We start from the raw sequence: 24,023 nt of genomic DNA on the forward strand, positions 1-24,023 counted from the left end.
AATTGCGACAAGAATAGTTAAATACCCATTAAACACAGGTAGCGAAATAAAATGGACGCCACTATTATAGTGACGTCCTGGTCAAGGGATAAACGGATTACCTAAACCGTCCCGAATCAAATAATTATAGTAGCATTATTTCATCTCCCATTCTCCCATATCGATCCAATTTATGCGGCGGCCTGAGTGGGAGGTAATATAGGCGCATCTGTTGCAGAATTTTGCTGCTGCACCTGGGGAGGATCATTTTCTTTTGTTTTAAGCACAAGATATGTTGCACTGCTAATACCGGTAAGTGCAAGAAGGGTATCACTTAGCTCGGGTAAAGCTGACACTGCATCAGCACCAGCCAATTTGTATAAGTATACAATGATTGCTATCATAGTCCATGCAAAGTTTTGAAACCGATGCAGACTTATTCCATTATCATCCGAAAGAATGTCTATGAAAAAGCCCTTCGATGGCCTGTTCTGATGGCGAGGACGGTTATCATTGATCTCATTTTTATCGATAACAGAAGATGCTACAGTGGTACCGGCAAAGATTCCCATTAACACTAATGCCGTCTTATTGATAGAATCAAGATTGAGATCACCTTTGCAAAGTGATAAATAAATATAAGCAGATGCAATAATTACTGTCCAGATACCAAACTGTACTTTCGTAAGACTAAATGGAGCATTTGTATGAGAGAGTTTCCATTTTTTATTTTGCTGCAATTGTTGCGCATTTGAATCGAAAGCATCCTGGTCACTAATCTCCTCACGAAGCAGGTTGCTGTAAACAGCAAGAATAAAAAATACAAAGCTGATCAGCGCAATTGAAGCATACATAATTATATGCCTGGCATCGGTAAGCGCTGGGTTGAACAATAAAGATGTCATGATATAAATATTTAAAAATTAAAAAATATGTTTTAAATTTTGATAAAGGAAGCAATTGTGCCGAGGATTGTATTGATGATGGCATTCTTAAATTCATCTATACGTATTTCGGTTATGCCGGCTTGTTTGAGCGCTGCTAGTTCTTCAAAAGCAGATTCTTCCTGCAAAAGGAATTCCAGGTCTTCCTTGGTAAGCGCACCATTTTCTGCTTCCTGCGCCCAGTGCAGCAGGTTCACTTTCATATTGTTAAGTGCGGCCTGCCCTGCTGTTTTAGCTTCTGATAGATAATCCTGCAGGGATTGCTTGGCTACACCTTCCACCCCTGATTTTAAGTCTTCGTATATCTGGTCAAAATTGATAATCATTGTTGAATATTTAAATTTTTAAAAGATGTTTGATTAATTAGTTACCTGCTGTGGTTTAATTTTTCCACTTTCCAGTTGAGATATCTGATCGAAAGAGGCCCCTATAACAATCTGTGATTCTTTTACAAATACATCGTCAAGTTTGCCGTCCTTTTTCCAACGGCTTACAAAACCTCCAAATAAATGGCCCGTGGAATCTTTAAGCAGAACCCACATTTTTTCCGAAATCATGTTTTTAGGGCGATTCTTTTCGTATTCATAGATTTTGTCAATTTCCGTTTGAACTCTTGCAACTTCATCAGCATGCAAAACGAAACTATCTGTAGCATGACTCATTACATTTAGCGCATCTACTTTAATTGCGGTAGTTTGCGAATACGCATATTGATCGAATTTGGAAATAGTGGAACAACCTATCAAAACCAGGAATATTCCAATAATAGTCAAAGATGTTTTTGTCATTTCATTCTTTTTATAGTTAAAAATTATATAGTTGCGTTACTCCAAAGCAATGCTTAGGAAAAAAAACTTTTTTTGTAAAAGATGGAAAAAAATAAAGCAATGAAAAATGAGAATGATTAAGAACCGAATAAGAAGGCCAGATTTTATTGCTTTCCGTTTCCTGTTTGAATAAGCAAATTTATTGCGACTTTCAAAATTGATCAATAGCTATAATAGGCTATTTAATATAATCATTTGCTTAAAACAAAAGAGCTCATTAACACAAAGCAGAGTACTCTAACTTAAATATCTCTAAATAAAAACAAAAAAATCTCTCTCAAATTTTATCAATGTCGATTTGTGTTTAACTCATCTGAATCCTAGACTATTACAGTAATAGCTGAGGATTTTGCCATAAAAAAGCACATCATAATATCAAAACTGACCATTTTAATTACTACTGAAAACAGAAAGCCCCATTTTATAACGATGTAGTCTATCTTCCAATCCATTATATCCACCATTAATGCGGCGAGTAATCAATTTAAAATTCTCAAGATTCATTCCTCCATCAATTGGCTGGTATATATTAATTTTATTGGCTATTGTACTGAGATTTGTTCTCCACCAAAACCAACCAGCACTTAGCGCCGCATACTTCAATTGATCAGGAGAGCACAGATGGATATTTTTTCCACCGAGTAAGGTGGGGTTGTTAACAAAGTCTGCTTGTAATGCAGCACTAAGTAGTTGATAATTATTTCTTCCTGTAATTTGTATTAACCCACGCCCTTTGAACTTTATACCATCACCAGGATACATATTGCCTAAGTCTTTTCGTCCTTCATATGCTTTGCCGCTAGCGAGTTCTTCCGTATAAAATAAACCACCACTTTCATGACTTACCTGTGCAAGAAAACAGAGTTGTTCTACCGGGGTATTAATGTTGTATTTTACAAACACCTCCTTAAAATAAGGTAGGAATATTTCAGCATTTGCGTTTGTAGTACAGGCTGCGACCTTTAATTGATTTATTGTCATAAAAAATCATTTAATTACAAATAATGGAATTGGTTTTCTGTAAAATCTGCTGTATCTCCATATAAGGCTTGTTGCTTACCTGAATATGTTTATGGAAAGGATGATCAAGTGACCATACCAAAAAGAGGCACATTCCCAGACAACCCGAAAAAAACGATAAATATATCCGCTTGAGTTTTAATGAAGCAACATGAAAGAAATATGAAAATACAATGAGTAAAACACTTCCATACTGAAGGATTTGCCAGACTATACCCGGTATCTGGGAACGATTATGGCTTAACCTACTTCGCCTCAACTCAGTTATCTGGCTTAAATCCTCATCCACTACTTTAAAAACATTCCGCTGCAATTCGTTTTTCGGATCAAGTGTCAACAACATCAAACGAATGCAGGGTATTGCGCTCGACTGATTATCAACACCCTCACTTTGCATATTCCACTCATCGTCTCTAACCCGCTGACAATAATTGTATAAGGCTTCATGAATTGGTTGGCGTATAGAATCAGGCATCGTAGAAATATGAGTAATAATATTATTCATCTTATCAGATTCAGCCTGTATCTCCTTTTCAAGATCTTCGTATGCTTCCCATGCTGCCACTATTACAAATGCAAGTATTAATGAATAGATAAGACTGATAGCACCAAACATTACACCCGCCACCTCATTATTTGGGAGTAGTTTCGTATGTCGATGCCATTCGTTAAAAATATATAACCCTAACAAAGAACATAAAATGACTACTGTTACAAATAGAAAACATAGTAACCACGATGGCATCAAATTGGTTATATCATTAAATGTTGCAAGTAGCATATAATATATTTTAGCTTCTGGTAAATACAACCAGACCGATTAAAAATGATAAAAGGGAAATAAGAAAACAAGTGAGAAATGGTTAGCTAAGTGTGATTAATTGCTCGTGTATCTCCTTGTCGGTAACACAAAATTAGAAAGGGGAGATGTGCATCGCAATAGCTAAAACATGCTATTCGGAATATTTATCATAGTAGGATATCTTGATAAAAAAATTATGGCTTGTACAGAAACCCTCTATTGTTATCTTCTGAGTAATGGGTGCATTCCAAATTTTGCACCAATATTCTCCTCCTCAATGTGTGGAGAGAGGATAAATGGGTGAGGGCAGACTCAATATATTATGATAGCTTATGCAACCATTTGATGCTACCACAGATATAATCAGATAAGATGATCATTATGCTGTCTGTATTTCCTGACAATAAAACAAAAAATTGTTGAACACCAATTAAGTTAATTGTTGAAATATAAATACACAAAAAAACACGAGAACAATAAATACTGTACTGTCGTATACTAACACTATGTACTCATTAAAAGTATCGGACTTCCGTGAAAAATTCTGTAATGCCATTAATCCGAAAAAGATAGCCGAAGTAATGGCAGCAAGTAAGCGCCAGTGTTCGTTAATCAGCGAAAGTATTCCCATACATCCCAACGCTATATTGGCAATCCCCAGTTCCCTTATCATCGCATAGTTTTCATTAATATTGATTCTGAATACTTTAATAGCAATATACTCAGGATCGGATACCCGCCAGATTCCCGCAATGAAAAGCCTTATACCCGATGCCCAAAACAAAAACCATTTACCGAACAAAATCCAATGCAGGGTTGTTTCTTCTAGCTTCATTTCTGCAACAACTGAGGCTAGCGGCAATATGCATAAAAATGAAATAGAAATTATTATATTCTGCATATTCTTTTGCTTTGCAATCGGACTGATGGGTATATTATCCTTGCTCTCAAGCTTCATAAAAATCAATTTTAGGGTGGATTAACTTATTTAAAATACAACAATGGCATTTCCTTTAGTAGCATAGTAACACTAAAATTACTATAGAGGTTGACCTCAGGCTTATATTACATGTTGCAGAAACTGTAATTATTGTTTCAATATTGAAAATCAATGGGTAGTTAAAAACAGCGCCGGAAAAACCGGCGCTTTGTGTTTTACACATGAACAATTGCCATGCGATTATCCCCCGTCCTAATATTGTTGACTTGTTTTGAAATACTATAGCGGCTTATTCTAAAAGCTGATACAAAAAAACAAAACATGCAATAAGAGAATTATACGGTTTGTTGCATATTTTATAATATATGGGGTATGAGGTGCTAATATAACCTCAACAAGGCTGCAAGTACAAGCTGAGTACTTATTTCGATTAAAAAAGGGGATGCTCAAATTCAAATCTCTGAAACAGGTTTTGTTTTGATTTTGTGGATATAGTCGCCCGGTGTAAGACCGTACAATTCCCGAAAGCATTTGGTAAAATAAGCGGCACTACCAAAGCCTGATTTATAAGCAGTTTCAGAACTGCTGAAACCTTGCTGTAAGAATAAAGTTGCTTTTTTCAAGCGATAGTTGCGTACCACCTCGGTAGTAGATAACCCAGTAAGGGCTTTTAATTTTCGGTGTAAGCTGCTTCGACTGATATTCATAATACCAGATAATTGATCTACTCCAAACAATGCATCATCCATATGCTCCTCGAGTAATGAATACAATTTTATTAGGAAAATATCTTCTACCACTAGCTCAGGTTCTTGCACCTGTTGACCAGAAGACAACAGTACGCCCTGAAGGAAGTGATCCCTTAGCCTTTGTTGCCTGGCAAGCAGGTTTTGTATACGCAATATTAATTCAGCAGGATGGAAAGGTTTGGTAAGATAGTCATCGGCTCCTATAGAAAGCCCTTCTATAAGATGCTCATGTGCCGTTTTTGCAGTAAGCAAAATTACAGGAATATGTGCTGTTCGGATATCTTCCTTGATTCTTGAAGTAAATTCAAAACCATCCATTATAGGCATCATTACATCGCTGATAATCAGATCGGGCATGGCCGAAAGTGTATATTCCAACCCTTCTGCTCCATTTAATACATGTATTACGTGATACCGCTCGTCTCTTAATATATCCATTACAAAAGCTGCCAGCTCTGTGTTATCTTCTACTAGTAATACATGAGTTGTATTGTCTGCAGTAGCAGCCTTTTCTTCAACCGGCAGATCAGAGTAAGCTTTAGATGCAGTTATCCCCCATTTAACGGGTTCTGCCTCTCGGTATGGCAACAACAATCCAAAACGAGTTCCGGAAGGAGCTGTTACCTGGCTCTGAACCTCTATCTCACCCTGCATCTGATTCACCAGTTCCTTAACCATTGCTAAACCAATACCGGTACCTTTATCAGTAGTTTCTTTCGCAAGCCCGGTAATGCTACCAGCTTGGTAAAAACGGTCAAAAATAAAAGGTAATTTTTCTTCAGCAATGCCTATACCAGTATCAGTAACCGCTAACTGTAGTTGATTGTTTTGTGCGGTAAGGAGCACCTCCACCCGTCCAGTTGCAGGTGTAAATTTTAGTGCATTTGAAACAAGGTTGTATACAATACGTTCTACTGCATCAGGATAAAACCAGCAATCGGTTAAACCCGATTGATCTGCAAAAAACAGATCAATCTGTTTTGATTCTGCATCGTTTTCAAAAGAATGAACCACTGCACCTACTACGTTTCCGGGACTACCCCTTTGTTCATGCAGCTTCATAGCTTTTGCTTCCAACTTTGACAGATCCATAAGCCGGTTAATCAATATGAGTAATTGTTTGGCATTACGTAAAATTATATCTGCCAGGCTATTTTGTCTGCCTGCGTCCACACTAGCAGTTTTTAATTGTTCTGCTGGGCCCAGTATCAGCGTAAGCGGCGTACGAAATTCATGGGTAATATTAGAAAAAAACCTGGATTTCATATCGCCCAGTTCTTTTAGTTGCTGGGTTTCTTTTTCCTTCAGCAGCATTTCTTTCTGCAACACCGCTCTAGTTACTTTAAACCGGATGAACGTCCATATCAACCCGGCAATGATAATACCGTAACATAGGTATGCCATCCAGGAAGCCCACCAGGGCGATTTTATCTTGATGCGAAGTGTTTTAATATAAGGACTCCATTTGCCTGTGGTATTACTTGCATTTACAAGTAAAGTGTAATTGCCTGGCGGAATTTTAGTATAATCTGCTTCACGGTCTTTACCCGCTATAACCCAGTCTTTATTGTAACCTTCCAACTTATACCTGTACAATAAGTCCTGCGGTTGGGTATATTCTAGTCCTGCAAAACTAAAACTAAGCGTATTTTTTTCATATGGCAAAACCAGTTGCTGTGTTGCATTTAGTGGAACAGCCAGGTAGTTATCCTTATCTGATATAGCTATTTCTTTATTGTTGATCTTTAAATTGGTGAGAGCAACAACAGGTTTATAATCATCGTCTTTCATAGAGAGTGGATCAAATTTGATCCAGCCTTCTGTACCGCCAAACACAAGGTGCCCATCGGGGAGCCTTAGATGGTGAAACCGGTTAAACTCCTCACCCGGTAATCCATGTTGGGTTCTGAATATACGCAGGTGCTTGGTGCGCGTTTCAAACTTGCAGATTCCCCGATTGGTACTAAACCATAAATTACCAACAGAGTCGTTTAGGATAGAATAAATAGTATTATCCGGCAGGTTTTCTGCTAGTGAAAACACCTCGCATTGCTGTTTGCTTTTGTCGAAGCGAATCAATCCCTGGTAACTACCTATCCACAAAATATTAGTGTTAGCAGGGTCAGGATGAATGCTTAATAGTTGGTTAGTAGGCAGTGAGCCACGTTTATGCTCCTCTTTGAACTGTTGTATTTGTTTACTGCTTAAATCAATTTGCAGCAATCCATCGTTTTCTGTGGTAATCCAGCAATATTTGCTATCGGCACATATATCCAACGGCAGAAATAATTCGCCAAAACGATCTCTTAACACATGTGGCTCAATAAACGGCTGCCACTTTGAAGATTCAAAATGATATACAAACATCCTGCCATTGAATCCAATAATTAATGGAGAGCCGTCCGCAACGGTGGTGATGCCTTTGATGCCAATTCCTTTTTCTGAATCACTATCGGTAATCGGCACACGAGGCAGTGATACGGGTTTCCTTTGATCCCAGTCGTAATAACATACATACTCTTTTAAAGCGAGGTACAAACGTTGTTTAGAATCGTAAGTACTTCTTAAATGATAGCTTCTTGAAGTAAACACCTGATCGCCGGGCGTCCAGTTAAATTGCTTTTTTAGATCAATACCAAATTCCTGCATCAGCATGTCGGTAGCAAAATCTTCTCTATATTGATAAGAACGAAAGAAAGGTGTTTCAATATCTATCTGTTGAATCCCTTGTGCGTTGGTTCCTAGCCAAATTACACCGGAATGATCTATTAAAAAAGATTTTACATCACCAAAAGAATGCGTAAGCGTATTTCCAACAGAAGCAATACCAGAAACATCGTTGTATGAATATACCTTCCCAAAAGTTTCCAGGTAATCATTTCCATCATTGCCAGAACGTATCCATCGAACACCCAGGTAACCAGCAGACGGGATAGGAATGTTCCTGAAAGTATGCGCAACAGGATTAAAAAAATAGAGCGAACTGCGATCGCCCCACATCAGTTCGCCATTCTTTCTTTCATGAAGGTTGATTGCCACTGCATCAGACTCCGCAAAATCACCATAATCCTGATGATATGGAATTGGCCAGTTAATAAATTTGTTTTGCTTCCTGTCGAATAAACTAATTGCCCGCTGGCTCACCAGCCAAACTTCACTCTTTGAAGTTTCCGTGATAGCTTTCACAGTATCGCCGGGCAGGCTTGAATTAGCACTTGTAAATTGTTGTAACTTTCCTGTACTCCTGTTCCATGTATTAACACCCTGACTTCTGATGATTCCCCAGAAAATTCCTTTGCTATCAATAAGCCACCCCCGGCGCACAAAACGCACACTGTTATCAGAGGGCAGGTTGCCTCTTAATAAATGTGTAATTTTTTCTGTAACCGGGTTGAACATATCAATATGGCCGGATTCGTGCTCAATCCATAACCGGTTAAGTGGATCTTTTTGCATCCAGATAATTACGTTAGAAGCAAGCGAGGAACTATCATAGGGCTGATGTTGAAAAATTCGATAATGTATACCATCAAAACGTGCCAGCCCGTTGCGAGTTCCTATCCAAACAAACGAACTATCATCCTGTACCAATCCTGATACAAAAGATTGTGGTAGTCCGTCTCTGGTGGTAATAGTACGTATAGATTGCGCAGGCAACTGAAAAGAGAATATTGTAAAGAAAAGCACATACAACAATAGCCGTCTTACAAAAGCCTCACCGGACAATTGTTGAGAAAATTTTGTCATGCTATAAATATATTATACTATATTTTTCTGTAGTGCTGTGGCTACCGCTTCGGAGGCACTATGCACTTGTAATTTGTGATAAATATTCTTAATATGATTATTAACCGTAAAAATGGAGATGTTGAGTTGTGCGGCTATCATTTTATGACTAAACCCTTTTACCATATGGGTGAGTATATCCATTTCTCTTTTGGAAAGATTATAGTCTTCATTATTTGAAGTACTTTTTTTAGAGCCGAAATGTTGCAATACACGACGGGCAATAGTGGGTGTCATAGGGGCACCCCCACTCACCACATCACGAATGGCTTCAGTAATTTTGTTATTAGGTGTTTTTTTGAGAATGTATCCATGCGCCCCTTCTTGCAGACATCTAAAAAGATTATCATCATCGTCAAAAACGGTTTGCATAATAATCAATACCTGAGGGTAATGCTGTTGTAACAATTTAACACCTTCAATACCGTTTACCCTTGGCATGTTAATATCCATAAGAACCACATCAGGCGCTTCAAGAATAAAATCTTCAACTATACCAGAACAGTCTTTGAAGTCGCCGATGCAAACCATATCCGTTTCCAGACTTATAACTAATTTAAGTGCTTCACGCCTTTCAGCATGATCGTCAAATACCGCAATTTTTATCATAATAATTCATTAATAATGCGAGCCACCTTTCTTCTGGCATAACAGCTCAAAAAAAGTCTACGAATATTTAAATAATAGGCCGCTGTTTACAAACTCAAATGTTATTGGAATAAATTGGTGACTATAGGTGAGGTACCAGATTGTGTAGTTAATGAACGCAAGTTAAATCAATTACAGCATTATTCAAGTATGTTGATAAAAGGATTATTGTCATAAGAATAAACACTTATATTTTAGTATGATTGGTGAACTTCATTTAACCTATAAAATAGTATGCAGGATTCAAGGCAAATCTCCCTGGAGATAATTTTCTTACCAGTTACAGTATCGTGTAGCCGAAAAACAACACTGCATGCAGTTTAGAATCGTTAGCTCATTAGGTCATAGGTAAACCAAAAAAGTATCACGCAACTTGATGTCTTGGCGATTTCTCCTTTTATATTTTCATATTACCAACCTTTATCTCTTTAATACCATCATTGTAAAGGTGCTACACTAAAGTTAAAACAAAGCAATATACAGATCAAATCACCTATTAATAAATAGTGGCTTACCGTTGTAACATTTCTTATTCGCATATCATTTTCCCATGCATAACCTGTATTACTGATTTCAAAAAATGGCTCATTTAAGCTATTGTCACTGGTTTTGTCTAAAGGTACTTTTGCAATGTAACCTATGGATGCGAATAACAGAATGCTGTAATTGATATAACTCTGCTACTACGCTACAACAGATCGCTCACAACTTGATATCACTTATACATCTGCAAAACTGAGCCACCTATGGATAGAAAGTATAAGGATGCTGCTGCATGCTAGGATATACTATTGTTCGAAAACAACAAAATATTTATGATAGAAAATATAAAATTTAAAATAATTAACGCGACATCAGAACTACCGAAGGATATAGTAGTGATAAATGCTTCAGTTAAATCTGATAATCCAAAAACGTTTTATTATGATCAGGATATTAGCATTGTTCCCTTCGTGTCAAACAATACTTTCCTTAAGTCGGGTAATGTTGATGAAATCATTATTCCTGATGTTAAAAGAGATGATAAAGGAAACAGTCTTCCTTATACTTTTATTATAGCAGAAGCACAAACACTCGCTCCAATAAAATCAGTAACGTTCAAGGCAGACCTGTCTGACTTGGCGGAGTTTACTATTAATGATTTAACCATAAATAAAATTGATGTAGTATTTGATTTTAATAAAAACATCACAGCACTACCAACTTCTGAACTGGCATCGGAATTTGCCGTTTTAGATTACACAAACGATGAAGCGACCAAGGAATATTTTGCTAAAACAAAAAATTACAAGGAGGTTACATTGGATGACTGGTACCTCATTCGCAGTTATTATAACGCATTGCCTTATGGCTGGGCTAATGGAGAAGATCTATATATATACCTCTATGATGGAAGTTTTAAGGACAACCTGGATACAGATATAGCCAAAGCAATTGGTACAATTAAAATAACCAACAATTGGTCGTTACCGCTGCCCTTGGATAAATCCGATGAATTTAAAGTAGAAATTCAATTACACGATGGCATTGTAAAAAAAATGTTTTTTGACAATGGAGTTTTTTATGATACTGAAGAAATAGAGACTGCCAGAGTGCGTCTCGCCGGTTCTTTTATTATTCCAGATCAAATTACTACTGAGCATAAAAAAAATGAAATAGTCACATTTCTCCCAGGTACCATTAATAGCATTCAGGCATTTGGAATTGCGGGGGATGCGCCAAAGGAAGGACGGCAAAATGATGGCGGCTTTCTTGGCCTGTTCGATACGCAAACCGTTGAACAAGTAGGCATCCTCGGAATGTGTTTTATCGGCATTGGTATAGGAATCGGCATTTTGGTGAGGCTCGGGCAATTTATTAATTGGTATAAAAAATACGGTAATCCGGCTATTTCCCAGCAAGAGAGATATGCCCAAACAGAAGCGCTGAAACAATACATAAAAGAACAAATGGTACAGCTTACATCTAATATCCATGAATCTGTTAAAGTTCCTATGCAAAGTGAAATACCGGTAGCGCAGCAGGTGTTTAAAACCTATCAGCTAGAACTCAAAACTTATCAGGCTAAAAATAACATTCGCCAAATGGCAGATGCGCAATCCTATGCTTTGGAATTGATAACAGATAAATATGTCAGTAAAGATTTGGAAATAGCTTCAGATAACCTGATAAGGGTCGGAGAAAAAATTGCGTGTGGCGATGTGAGTGATTTTGAAGGCTGGGTTAGCGAGTCATTGAGTATTCTTGATCACAATGTAGCTACAATTACAGCTGCATATGTTTTCATTGCAAGCGAACTCTATGCAAGTGAAGTAAAGGCTTACAAGAAGTTTATGAAGACATGCGATGATGCACGGATTATTTTAGAGAAAAATCAGAAAGAAGTGAAAGATATTAATTCCGGAGCGGATGAACGTGAAATTATTGAAGAGGAATAGAAAAGAAATATTGTTATATCAGTTTACACAATTACACATAGTCATTAAATATTTATTCAACATTAAATCAACAATCATGGCAAATTCAGCATGGAAGGTTACCAATGGCACAACAAAAAAGAATATTGTAGTCATTAACGCTTCTGTAGACTCAGACTCGCCAAAAGCGTTTTATTACGATCAGAAAATTACTTTGCTCTCTTTTGCTTCAGCTAAAGTTTTAGCACCGGGCAATAGTGACACCATTACTTTACCCGATGTTAATAAGGACAACAGCGGTTACAATCTGCCCTTTACATTTATAATAGCTGACGCGGAAACGCTGGTTCCTCTTAAATCGGTAACATGCAAGGCAGACCTTTCCGACCTTAAGGACTTGATCGTTGACGATAGTGCTGTAAGTGATATAGCCCAGAGTTTTGACTTTCATAAAAATATTGCAGCAGTACCGGGCTCCGAACTGGCAATTAATTTTGCAGCCCTTGACCTGGCGGATGAAAAGGCAGTCAGCAATTTTTTTAATAGCACAGATGATTATAAAAAAGTTACGTTGGACGCCTTGCACCTGGTACAAAGCTACTACAACGCCTTACCATATGGATGGGCAAACGGAAAAGACACTGTTATTTACCTGTACAGCAAAAAAGATGATGACGGATCAGAAGAAGGTACTTTGAGGTCTATCGGTACAGTTAAGATCACCAACGACTGGTTGCAGCCGGTTCCTGTTACCCCAGCGGATCCATTCAAGCTGGAATTGAAATTAGATGGAGAAGATGCAAAACCTTTATACTTTAATAAAGGAATTTTTAGAGATACTCAGGATGCCAGCAAGGCAAAGATATGCCTGGCAGGTTCATTTTTTATACCGAGTTTACTTTTAGATGAAGAAGGCAATGAACAGATGTCCACATATTTAGTAGGCAGTAAAAATGGCATTAGTGTATTTGGATTTGAGAGCGTTGAGCCTGATGGTATTAATGATGATGGGAGCTTTTGGAAATTACTGGATGTAAATAATTTCAGGGATGGATTTACCCTGGCAATGTATGGAGTTGGTATAATTGCTGCCATAGCACTGCTGGTTAAGCTCGGACAATTTTTAAAATGGTGCAAAGAACGAGGTAACCCCGCCATTGATGCAAAGCAGAGAGCCGCACAGGCAGAAAAACTTGAGGGAGAGCTTATTACTGAAATTCGTAACGAGGTACAACAGGTAAATGACGATATTATCGTTCCTCAGCACGACAATATTCAGCCGGCCCAAGCTGATTATAACGTCGAGCAGCTTCGGACAAAAACAAACCAGGGATTCAGGAATATACAGAGAATGTCGGCCGCCCAGGAAAAAATTTTGCTGGCGATAGGATCAAAATGTTCAAGTGCCGTTTTGGAAGACATAACAGATTGTATAGAGCTGGTTAGAAAAAAATGTTTTGCTTTTGATACGGCAAATCCTCAAAGCGTTACGGAATTTCGTTCACAGATGCCTGACATCGTAAAGATGTTGAGAGAAAACGCGTCCCGAATTGTTCTTGCAAAAACAATGGCCATAAAAAGGTTAACTACCACGGAACTGAATGGCTATGAAAGAGCAATGGAAACGTTCGATAACATATTTACTGCGCAGCAAAGGCTGGATAAAGAAATAAAAGACGTTGAGGAAGGAAGGGATGAAAGGGAAATTATTGAAGACCCCGTTATTGAAAATTAATCTTCTTTTTTTTTAAAACAATCAAATTATTAGCAATGGTAAATACAACATGGAAAGTTACCAATAACACGACAAAAATTAGTTTGGTAATCATCAATGCATCGGTTGATTCAGATGCTCCTCAAGCATTCTATTATGATCAAAGTACTTCGCTGCTTCCTTTCTCAGCGTCGAATATTTTAGCACCAGGCACCAGCGATACGATTACTGTACCTGACATAAACAAAGACAAAAATGGATATAGCCTTCCTTTTACATTTATTGTGGCTAATGCTATAACCCTTGCTCCGCTGAAAGCGCTAACATTCAAAGCTGACCTTTCGGATATCAGAGAACTTAGTATAGACGATACTACGCTGAGTGATATTGCTGCTGTTTTTGATTTTAATAAAAACATTACGGCATTTCCGGCATCTGAATTGGCAACAGAATTTGCTGCAATTGATTTTTCCGATGAAGCTGCAGTAAATGAGTTCTTTGCTGTTCATGAAGATTATAAAAAGGTTACATTGGATGCTTTGCACCTGGTACGCAGCTATTACAATGCTTTGCCGTACGGTTGGACCAACGGGAAAGACACTACTATTTATTTGTACAGCGGCGATTATGAAAATGTATCTGACACAGAAAAAGTAAGATCAGTCGGTACTATAAAAATTACAAATGACTGGACACAGCCACTTCCCCTAAGTGTTCCTGACATATTCAGCATGCAGATAAAACTTAATGACGATAGATCAAGGAAGTTGCTATTCAAAGATGGCGCTTTCTGGGACTCTGCCAACACATCATCAGCGAAAGTTGCCTTAGCGGCTTCATTTGTAATTCCAAGCCAGTTAACGCTTGATGATGCAAGTAATAAAATCTGTACATCACTCACCGGTACATTAAATGGAAAAGATGCGTTTGGGTTGGAAGGTGTTTCTCCAACCGACCCTGACGGTAACGGTGGTTTTTTGGAATTATTTGATGTGCATAGTTTTAAAGATGGACTTACACTTGCCATGTATGGTATAGGCATTGCCGTTGCGATAGGACTGCTAGTTAAACTCGGCCAGTTTATAAAATGGTGTAAAGATTATGGCAATCCAACTATTGACCAGAAGGAAAGAGCTGCACAAACAGAGGAACTTAAGTTGCAAATTGATGAAAAAGCCCGATTGGTGGTAAGCAAGGTAAATGAAATGATAGGTATTCCTAAACCAGAAGACATTCCCGCCAACCAGCAAGCTTATAGCGAGCAACAGTTAACCAGCAAAACACTTCAGTCTATAGAGAATGTAAAGAAGATGCTGGCTGCCCAGACTGATCAGTTAGCAATTGTCGGGGATAATTTTACAACAGGAGACATGCAATTGCTGGCAGACAATCTTGGGCGGGTACAACTCAGGATAGATAGAGGAACAAGCCCTGAAGCACTTGCGCAGTTTCGTACAGACTTAAAAGATACTTTAGATATACTTAGCATTAACAACACCAGCATATTTGTTGCTAAAACTAAAATAAACAATTTGTTAGTCAGTGAAGAAAGAGTGGCATACGACCGGGCATTTGAAGCCTTTGATTCCACGCGGCGTATACAGGAAAGGATAAGAGAGGAAATTGAAGAGATTCAGGCTGGCGATGATGAGTTGGAAATTATTGATGATGAGGGTGCCGGACCCAGCGAGCCTATCATTGAGAGATGATCTGCATAACGGGAAATTAATTCTTCAAAGATTTAATAAAATACCACATATCGTGGAAATAGCCTACCTGCATGAAACGATGCAGGCAGGCTATCTCCACTATTTTTTACGCCCACCCTTCACCATTTTTTACTTCAAAAAAAAATATAATGTCAACAAGCACTACTATACCAGCCATTTCATTTGAGAATGACCTGGATTATGATATTATCATTTATGATTCTTTCGGAGATGATGAAACGGACTCTGACGACAACACAGATGATAATTATTTTGGAACGCTTACGTCACTGGGAACAGTAACGGCGAGATCAACATCAAGTATTCAACCTATTCACAGTACATCAGCTTTCATAGTAGAAAACAAATCAACTCAAAAGCCTGTGAAACGGTGTACAAAAATGTCCTTTCAAAAAAACATTACCTCATTTGTGGTAAATCAGGATGATGAAGACGCTATGACAGCGGTCTTTAAATTCATAGACTTTTATCTGAAAAACCCCAATGATGATATGTCGAAAGCTTTTACCGCAATCTTAAATGAAGATTCAAGCAACTGGTTTTCGGATATTCCTGATTTCTTTTCAAAATATCCTGCTTATTCAAAATGTACCTTCCCGGATTATATGATGGGGATTACTTATAATGCTATGAACCCACCACCAGTGCCATCCTCAAACCCTTCTTCGCCGCCTCCACCGCCAACCTACTCATTAAAAAAACTTACCCTAGCAATGGGAGCTCAATGGCCGGAAGGATTGCCGGATATAGCTGTATCAAATTTTTCCTGCACCAATAAGAATAGCAATATATTAATCGTTGCCGAAATTGATATTGCGGGGTTGTGTTTTGAATCGGACGTTATTGCAAGGAATGTAACTACCATCATGGGGGGAGATAAGAAATTTACAGTTGCCATTCAATTTAATTATGCAGTTAGCCTAGGTATTTTTGGTACCAGACTCAGTTTTTTACCAGAAAACTTCAGTATTCCAGTAGGCGGTAATAATTCCATATCGGTAACAAAGCCCGCCATCACTTTTGATATCAATCCTCTTTTCAAGTTTGTGCTGTTTACTTTAAAAGGCACCATTCCTTTTAATATCAATAATAAAACCTTTGATGCATTAGTTTCAGTAGCGGTAGATAATGATGAAGCATCTATAGGAGTTACCATTGAAGGTGACCATGGTTCTCTTCCTGCTCCTCCTGGCTTAAAAGGGCTATTCTTTGATGAGTTTGGTGTTGGTATTGGTGTATTCTTTGAACCACTTTCCTGTATTATTGGCATTGACGGCAAGTTTCATATTGGCAGTAACAACAGCATTGTATCGCTGGATGATGATACGTTTGCCCTGGTGTGCAAAATTACCGGTGATGCAATTACACCGGCATTTGCATCCTTCTATATACCAAAACTTGATCTGGATACTGTCATCGCACTCTTTACCAATGTAAATGTACACCTCGACGTTCCTGTATCATTTGAGGATTTGTCATTTCGTTGGGTAGACTCTTTAATGTCAGGATATGTAATGCCCGATGGCACCCTTTCCGATAGTGGATACGGTTTTTCTGCAGCCTGCAACATCGGTTCTTTCGGTTTTTATGGCGACGTGGAACTCGATTTGAATAATGGGCTTACCGCCAATGTTGAGGTATCACCCATTAACTGGAAGAATGTTTTCAAACTTACTGGAGATGGAAAAGGATTTAATATTAAGGTGGATCCTCATGGTAATCCTATCCGCAACAATTTTGTTCCCACTACACAAGAAGAAAAGAATGCTGTTGCCAATGCCACCGAAAAGATAATTACCACACCAGGGGGGGCCTGCCTTATCATCAATACATTAAGTATGCCCATTCTTCACCTTAATGCAAAGGCGAGTTTGTTTGACCTGCTCGAATACGATATTACAGCAGATATTAATAAAGATGGTATTAAGTTCGAACTTGACTTTGGTGCCGTACTAATGGAAAAAATGGTATGTAACCTTACCGACTTTCATAACCTTTATGCAGAATTTGGTTATTATATCGATAAATCGATACCATTGCCCAAGATGGCTGGAGTAAATATAGGATCTATTCCCTTAAAGGCTGATGCAGCACTTCACTTATCTGTTAAAACATCGCTTACGGATATTGTGATCTCTACCGGTGGAAAATTTGACTTTGAAGATTATCATTTCACTTTTGGTGATTTTACCGTTGATATTAGTATCAGCAAAATAACCGACTTTCTTGGCGCGGTTGTTCAATATCTCATTGCTGAAGCAGAATCAATTTTTTCTACTGTAATTGATTCTGCTGAGCATTGGGCTGTAGCTGCAGGCAAGGGCATCGTTACGGAGTTTGATGATGCGGGTAAAGTAATGAATAACGTCTACAAAAAAGCAAAAGAAGATGTTCCAGCTATACTGAAAACAGCGGGTTTTGCGGCTAACGACATAGCAAAAAGCTTAAAGAATGGTTATAGTGCCACCCAAAAAGATATTGCGGTTGCATTGAAAGCAGTCGGATATTCTGCTGATGATATTACAAAAAGTTTGAGAAGTGCCTTTGATGCTACTACAAGCGCCGTTGCTGATGCTCTAAAAACAGCAGCTTTTTCAATATCGGAAGTGGCTAAAGCTATAAAGATCAATTGGAACGCAGCACAAGTAGATATTGCCTGGGCCATGATGATGGTAGGTTATACACAAATAGAAGTGGCCAATGGATTGAGAGGTGCATTCGACGCTACCACAGATAGTGTTGCTGATGCGATGAAAAAAGTTGGTTACAAAGCAGAGGATGTGGCTGTAGCGATCAAGGGGGCGTGGGGTGCTTTGCAAACCGATGTATCCTGGGCTATGATGATGGTGGGATTCACAGAAACAGAAGTTGCTAATGGACTGAGGAAAGCGTTTGATGCAACTACTGACAGTGTTGCTGATGCCATGAAGAAAATTGGTTACAAAGCAGAAGATGTAGCCATAGCCATTAAAAATGCATGGGGAGCTCTACAAACTGATGTAACCTGGGCCATGATGATGGTAGGGTTTACAGAAACGGATGTAGCTAAAGGATTACGAAAAGCGTTTGACGCTACTACTGATAGTGTTGCTGATGCGATGAAAAAAATTGGTTATAAAGCAGAAGATGTAGCGAAAGCAATCAGGAATGGATGGAATGCTGAGGAAAAGGATGTAACCTGGGCTATGATGATGGTTGGATTTGCTGCCAATGATATATGCAAGGGATTACAAAGTGCTTTCGGTTCGGGTTCACAAGCTGTAGCAAATGCTTTTAAAATAATCGGGATAAGAGCACAGGATACAGCCAATGCTGTTAAGGTTGTATTAAGTTCCACCATTAATGAAACAGCGGCTGTATTAAAACAGGCTGGTTATGCAGCCAATGATGTAGCCTCCGCTCTTGGAAATGCTTTTGGTGAAGGGGCGAGTGCTGTAGCCGATGCCATGAAACAAGTAGGTTATGCAGCGAATGATGTAAAAAATGCCTTTGAAGAGGTGGGAGGCGACTTTAAAAATTTTGCTGAGAGTGCATGGAATGACGTAAAGAATGCATTCAATCCCTCCAATTGGTAACATTCAACAGGGGGCAATCCTATGGGGTTCCCCGTTGCTATAAAATAGCCTGTTTAAGCTATTGAATAGTGTAAAACACCATATTAAATTTGCATCTGTAAATAAACACTGAAACACCTGGATACAACTCTAGATAAGGAGATCTTAAAGTATACAAACTGTTCTTAGTTTCCAGGTATTATAAATGTCTCTTCCATTTTTGCATGCAGCGAAAGCTGTAAGTGTAGCTGACAGGCTAAATATACCTGTGAGGAAGCCTTCTTATTTGATAGCTATTATAAACAATTTAAAAATTTAAAGCATGGCAAACGGTTTTAAAGTAACCAATAACATTTCAAAGGAGATCAACCTGGTAGTGATTGATACATATACTACGGAGGTTATTCCGACTCAATACTTATACGAACAAAGCTTGCAGCTTATTACTTCTTCTACTTCCCAACGTTTCATTAGTCCAAAGGGTGGGCAGGAATTATTTGAGTTTCCAGCCGTGCATACAGATAAAAATGGCACGGAATTGCCTTATTCTTTTATTATTGCAGTAGCGGAAACCCTGGCGCCGGTTTGTGTTCAGACAGTAAGCCTCAGCGAGGTGCAAACCTTAGATGGTTTTACCATCACAGATGAACAGGTAACCTATATCAACAAGGTGTTTGATTTTATCCAGAATATTGCTGCGTTTCCTACATCGGACCTGGCAGTGGACTTTGCAACAGTACTTAAAGCTGGGACTGACGCTGACATTGCTGCTTTCTTTGCAGCATCAAAAGGTTACACGGATGTAAAAATAGATGATGTAATGCTTGCGCAGAGTTATTACGATGCGTTACCTTATGGATGGGTTAATGGTAAAAATGCTAAATTCTACCTATACTCTAAAGACTACAAAAACAATACAGATACTGATGAACCCATAGGGCATATCGAAATAACCAATGATTGGAGTGTACCCATTACTGTAACGCCGGATCCTGTCAAATTTAAAATATCATTAACCACCTATGATGATAGCAAAACAATCCCCCTCGAATTTAAAGATGGTACGTTCTGGGATTCAATCCAAAAAGATATTCCGTTAGTAGCCCTAAAAGGTTCATTTATTGTACCCAGCCAATTTACCATGGATAATTCTCGTACCGACATTGAGCCTTATGTGATCGGTAATATGAATGGCTATGATGTATTCGGTCTAAATGAAAAAGCACCGCATGATCAGGATGGCGATGGAGGTTTTCTCGACGTTTTTGAGGTACATAACTTCAAAGAAGGATTAGACCTGGCACTTTATTTTGTGGGCATAGGAACCGCTATTGCCTTTTTCGTAGGGGTGTACTATGGAATTAAATATGTAAAAAATAAATTCAGATCAGACGATACGATTGAAACCCAGAAAAAAGCAAAAGAAGTAAAAGAAGCAATTCAGGCAAGTGTTGAAAAAATTTTAAAAAAGGTAGTGAGGCAGGTGGAGCAAAATGATTATTTGGGTGATGTAAACGAAATCCAAGGTGCTGCCAAGACACTAGCTATAAACAAAAGATTAAGAGTTGCCAGAACCAACCTGCAGGACGCGGCTAATTCGTTAACAGACTCAATAACTGCGCTGGGCAGTAATCATGTAGATGCCGGAATGCAGAATATATTGGATGCCCTCACCCCCATACAAACCCGGCTTGCCAATGGTAGCCTGGAGGACATTTCCGGTCTTATTGATCTGAACACATCGGACCTGTTACAACAATATAACACGCGGATAAATGCCAGAAAAATCGCTGTTGTTGACAGAATGAGCAATGAACAGAAAAAAGCATTTAAGGAAGCGCAGGATGCTTATGACGAAGTGATGGAAGTAGAGCGTTTTATTGAAGAACAACTGGTAGAGCTTTCGGAGGGGAACGATGCAGAAGAACTTGAAGGGCATATTGAGCATGAGGAAGTAATAGTTCCTCGGGGCGGTGAATAACCGCAGGTGTTACGCAGTCCGCTTTCACCAACACAACTTATCATTTAATGGTAATAATACAACTCGTTATGCATGATACTGCGAAACCATTTTTAAACCAAATAAATATTAAATAACATGTCAACAAAAACAACAAGCAGCCCGTCGCCCAAAAAGGTATCGGCGGCGGCTGTTACAACAACTCCTACACTCAACAAAAACCTAGTAATAACCAATAATTCATCAATAAATCTTGCTATTATTGATGCCGCAGCAACAGATGATAACCAGGTAGTGTTTGAGCAAAGCCTTAAACTTTTACCTACTATTGATGGGAAGCAATCCATTGCAGCAAATAGTTCAGGAACCGTAGTGCTGGATGATACGCATGACAATAATGGTACACCTACATATACCAAATTGTATGATATCATCTATGCAAAAACCGATACGCTTTTCCCTGTAAAATCGCAGGGTGCAATGCTGAATTTTAAAACACAGGATTATGCACCTGTTGCTGTTACTGACGATGAAGCAAAGATAATGCAGGAGACAGAGGTTTTTACCCAGACGATTGCTGCTTATCCTACCTCTCAGTTAGCAAAGGATTATATTGCCGCGCTACAAGGGTCCACAAATAATGCATCCTCAGAGGATGATATTGATGATGCGGTCGCAAGCTTTTTTGCTTCAACCAATAGCTATAAAGATGTAACGCTTGATTCACTTATAGCACTCAAAAGTTACTATAATACCTATCCCATGGTATGGACCGGCTACCAAAGCAGCAAAACATATTATCTGTATTCCAGCGACGGAACAACTGTTATCAGCAACGGCAGTCTCACGGTTACTATTCCATCAACAATTGGTTTGGACAAATCGTTACCGGGTTTCAGTTTCACTTACAAAGACGCCAACAATAATACCAAGGCGCTTCATTATGCAAATGGCCAGTTTGTGGATGATCCAAATGCAGATGTGCCTAATATTTGCCTGGTGGGTACTTTTATATTAAAAAGTACCATTACAAAAGTTGATACAGATACAGACATCATCACTATATTATCTGGTAATGTGTATAACAATACAGTGATCGGTTATGAGACGCCACTGCCCGATAACAGCAACAATGGTGGTGGCGGAGACTCAAGCGGCAACTGGAGCGGTTTATATACCCTCCTGCATCCTAAAGATGCCGCGGGATGGATGCAGTTGTTCCTCACATTTGTAGGTGTTGTAATGGGGATAGACTTTTTACTTAAGGGAGTAAAATCTGCTAAAGATTCAGTGCTGGAGGCAAAAGATAAACTTGGAGATTTATTTACAAAAGCAGATGCTGATAAAGCTATCAGTGAGGCGAAAGCAAAAAGTGGTTTAAATGATCCTAAGTATAAGTCTGAAATGAAAAAAATAAAAGCAGACAACGCAGCGAATAAAAACCTTGACGATCAGATAAAGGATGCTGATACTATATACCAGGATCGTGTTACAGAAGACTGGAGAACTTCAACAGATGAGAAGCTGGATTCTATTGGCGACATGCTTCAGAAAATGCTGGATAGTGGTCACGCTACCACCGATATGGAAAATGCGGGAGATGCATTGGGGGATGCGTACACCTCTACTGATACACCTTCAACCTCCGATCTATCCAGCCAGATTGACGGATTGAATAAAACAATAGAAGGCTTACAGTCTACTCTTAATGCGCAATATGAAACCATAATAAATAAACTAAAAGGGGAAGCACAGACTGAGCTTAGCGAGTCTAAAGCTGCGGCGGATAAAGCGAAAGAAGTAACCGACAAGGTTAGTGATGATCTAGAAAAAGCCAAAGAACGTCAGGCACCGGAGGATGTGAAACCTGAGAGATCGGGAATGGAAGTTGAGGCGTAATGGTCATATTAATAAAAAGGCAACCTTCAATTGAAGGTTGCCTTTTTATTAATAGTAATTATAAAAAACATCTGTTTTTAATGATTGATTGGTCAACAATAAATAAGCCTAGCAAATGCCCCACCGTAACGGCTAAAACCATTTTGCAACAGTTGCAAAATGGGATAGGAATTTCATTTTCCAGGATTCTGGATCCTATAACGCGGTTTGCAGAAAATTTCCCTGCTTTATCAGGCAATATACTGGAAATGCATTTCGCCAGGTATGCCCACAGCATAGATTTCGCTATACGTGTTAACAAACAGTTTGATCAAGGAATAGCCTTCTCACCAAATGATTATAGATTTCATTTAAACGTCTTACCTACGGAATTATTTAACAATGCTGTAGAAAATGTTTGGTTTGAATATGATGCCCCATTCAAAAATAAACCTTCAGTTTTTTTTGATATAGGCAGAAATAAGGATTTTTGTCCTGAAAAGGCTTATTCATATTTTCGGGATATTCTTTTCAAATACGGATTGCCTGAAAAAAAAATATTTAATTTCCTCCAAAAAATAAAGGAACAAGATGCGCGAGTAGTTTATTATGGGTTGATGTTTTCAAGACCATCGTCCTCTGTTCGATTAACAATCAACGATATTAAGCCAAAAAATCTGGTCCAGGTACTATTCAAACTGGGCTGGAAAGGAAACTATAATGCTATAGAAAGAATATGCAACCGATACATACATGAGGCACAAAAAATTGTAATTGCCGTTGATGTTGAAGATAAATTGCGAAATCGTATTGGCATTGAAATTTTCGACAATGATTCACCAAGACTTATAAAACAGTTTTATACTGACGATTTAATCAACTACCAGCAAATTTGTTGGTTAAAAGATTGGGAACGTATTATTGATTTGCCGAGTCATTTGTGCTATTCGTTATCAAAACAATATCGCCGGAATATTAAGCAACTACATACCCGCATTAATCATTTTAAATTTGTAGTCAATGAAACAGAAAATGTGTTGCTAAAAGGATATCTCTACTATTGTTTTTGACGAAA

At 38.4% G+C, this 24,023-nt stretch carries 15 protein-coding genes; 7 read left to right on the forward strand and 8 right to left on the reverse strand.

Annotation, left to right across the window (positions count from 1 at the left end):
- Nucleotides 1–170 precede the first annotated feature (170 nt).
- The 8 genes from DC498_RS11040 to DC498_RS11075 form a co-directional block, all read right to left on the reverse strand.
- Nucleotides 171–884 (reverse strand): hypothetical protein, encoded by a 714-nt coding sequence (locus DC498_RS11040; RefSeq protein ID WP_116874208.1) that lies wholly within the window; start codon nt 882–884, stop codon nt 171–173.
- A gap of 32 nt (nt 885–916) precedes the next feature.
- Nucleotides 917–1,249 (reverse strand): hypothetical protein, encoded by a 333-nt coding sequence (locus tag DC498_RS11045; RefSeq protein WP_116874209.1) that lies wholly within the window; start codon nt 1,247–1,249, stop codon nt 917–919.
- 33 nt (nt 1,250–1,282) lie between these two features.
- Nucleotides 1,283–1,711 carry a hypothetical protein gene (locus tag DC498_RS11050; RefSeq protein WP_116874210.1) on the reverse strand — a complete coding sequence of 143 codons (429 nt, stop codon included), beginning with the start codon at nt 1,709–1,711 and terminating at the stop codon, nt 1,283–1,285.
- Between the two features lie 429 nt (nt 1,712–2,140).
- Nucleotides 2,141–2,731 (reverse strand): glycoside hydrolase family 19 protein, encoded by a 591-nt coding sequence (locus tag DC498_RS11055; protein ID WP_116874211.1) that lies wholly within the window; start codon nt 2,729–2,731, stop codon nt 2,141–2,143.
- 10 nt (nt 2,732–2,741) lie between these two features.
- Nucleotides 2,742–3,551, reverse strand: a complete 810-nt coding sequence (locus tag DC498_RS11060) for a bestrophin-like domain (RefSeq protein ID WP_116874212.1) — start codon at nt 3,549–3,551, stop codon at nt 2,742–2,744.
- A 451-nt stretch (nt 3,552–4,002) separates the two neighbouring features.
- Nucleotides 4,003–4,530: a hypothetical protein gene (locus DC498_RS11065; protein WP_116874213.1), complete on the reverse strand. Its 528-nt coding sequence runs from the start codon at nt 4,528–4,530 to the stop codon at nt 4,003–4,005.
- 434 nt (nt 4,531–4,964) lie between these two features.
- Complete coding sequence (locus DC498_RS11070; protein ID WP_116874214.1) at nt 4,965–9,008, reverse strand: hybrid sensor histidine kinase/response regulator transcription factor; 4,044 nt, start codon at nt 9,006–9,008, stop codon at nt 4,965–4,967.
- Between the two features lie 12 nt (nt 9,009–9,020).
- A complete protein-coding gene (locus tag DC498_RS11075; RefSeq protein ID WP_116874215.1) occupies nt 9,021–9,656 on the reverse strand; it encodes a response regulator in 636 nt (211 codons plus the stop codon).
- An 854-nt stretch (nt 9,657–10,510) separates the two neighbouring features.
- On the opposite strand from DC498_RS11075, the gene DC498_RS11080 reads away from it, so the two are divergent.
- The 7 genes from DC498_RS11080 (at nt 10,511) to DC498_RS11110 (ending at nt 24,018) form a co-directional block, all read left to right on the forward strand.
- Nucleotides 10,511–12,133 carry a hypothetical protein gene (locus tag DC498_RS11080; protein ID WP_133176828.1) on the forward strand — a complete coding sequence of 541 codons (1,623 nt, stop codon included), beginning with the start codon at nt 10,511–10,513 and terminating at the stop codon, nt 12,131–12,133.
- Between the two features lie 76 nt (nt 12,134–12,209).
- The gene (locus DC498_RS11085) at nt 12,210–13,847 is read left to right on the forward strand and encodes a hypothetical protein (RefSeq protein WP_133176829.1); all 1,638 of its coding nucleotides are present in this window, start codon (nt 12,210–12,212) and stop codon (nt 13,845–13,847) included.
- A gap of 35 nt (nt 13,848–13,882) precedes the next feature.
- Complete coding sequence (locus DC498_RS11090; protein ID WP_116874218.1) at nt 13,883–15,535, forward strand: hypothetical protein; 1,653 nt, start codon at nt 13,883–13,885, stop codon at nt 15,533–15,535.
- Nucleotides 15,536–15,684: 149 nt separating this feature from the next.
- Entirely contained in the window at nt 15,685–19,131 is a 3,447-nt protein-coding gene (locus DC498_RS11095) for a hypothetical protein (RefSeq protein ID WP_133176830.1), read from the forward strand.
- A gap of 301 nt (nt 19,132–19,432) precedes the next feature.
- Complete coding sequence (locus DC498_RS11100; protein WP_116874220.1) at nt 19,433–21,091, forward strand: hypothetical protein; 1,659 nt, start codon at nt 19,433–19,435, stop codon at nt 21,089–21,091.
- Nucleotides 21,092–21,208: 117 nt separating this feature from the next.
- A complete protein-coding gene (locus DC498_RS11105) occupies nt 21,209–22,969 on the forward strand; it encodes a hypothetical protein (protein ID WP_116874221.1) in 1,761 nt (586 codons plus the stop codon).
- A gap of 80 nt (nt 22,970–23,049) precedes the next feature.
- The gene (locus DC498_RS11110) at nt 23,050–24,018 is read left to right on the forward strand and encodes a hypothetical protein (RefSeq protein ID WP_133176831.1); all 969 of its coding nucleotides are present in this window, start codon (nt 23,050–23,052) and stop codon (nt 24,016–24,018) included.
- Nucleotides 24,019–24,023: the final 5 nt, after the last annotated feature.

The organism is Terrimonas sp. (assembly GCF_003075435.1).
Lineage (GTDB): Bacteria > Bacteroidota > Bacteroidia > Chitinophagales > Chitinophagaceae > Agriterribacter.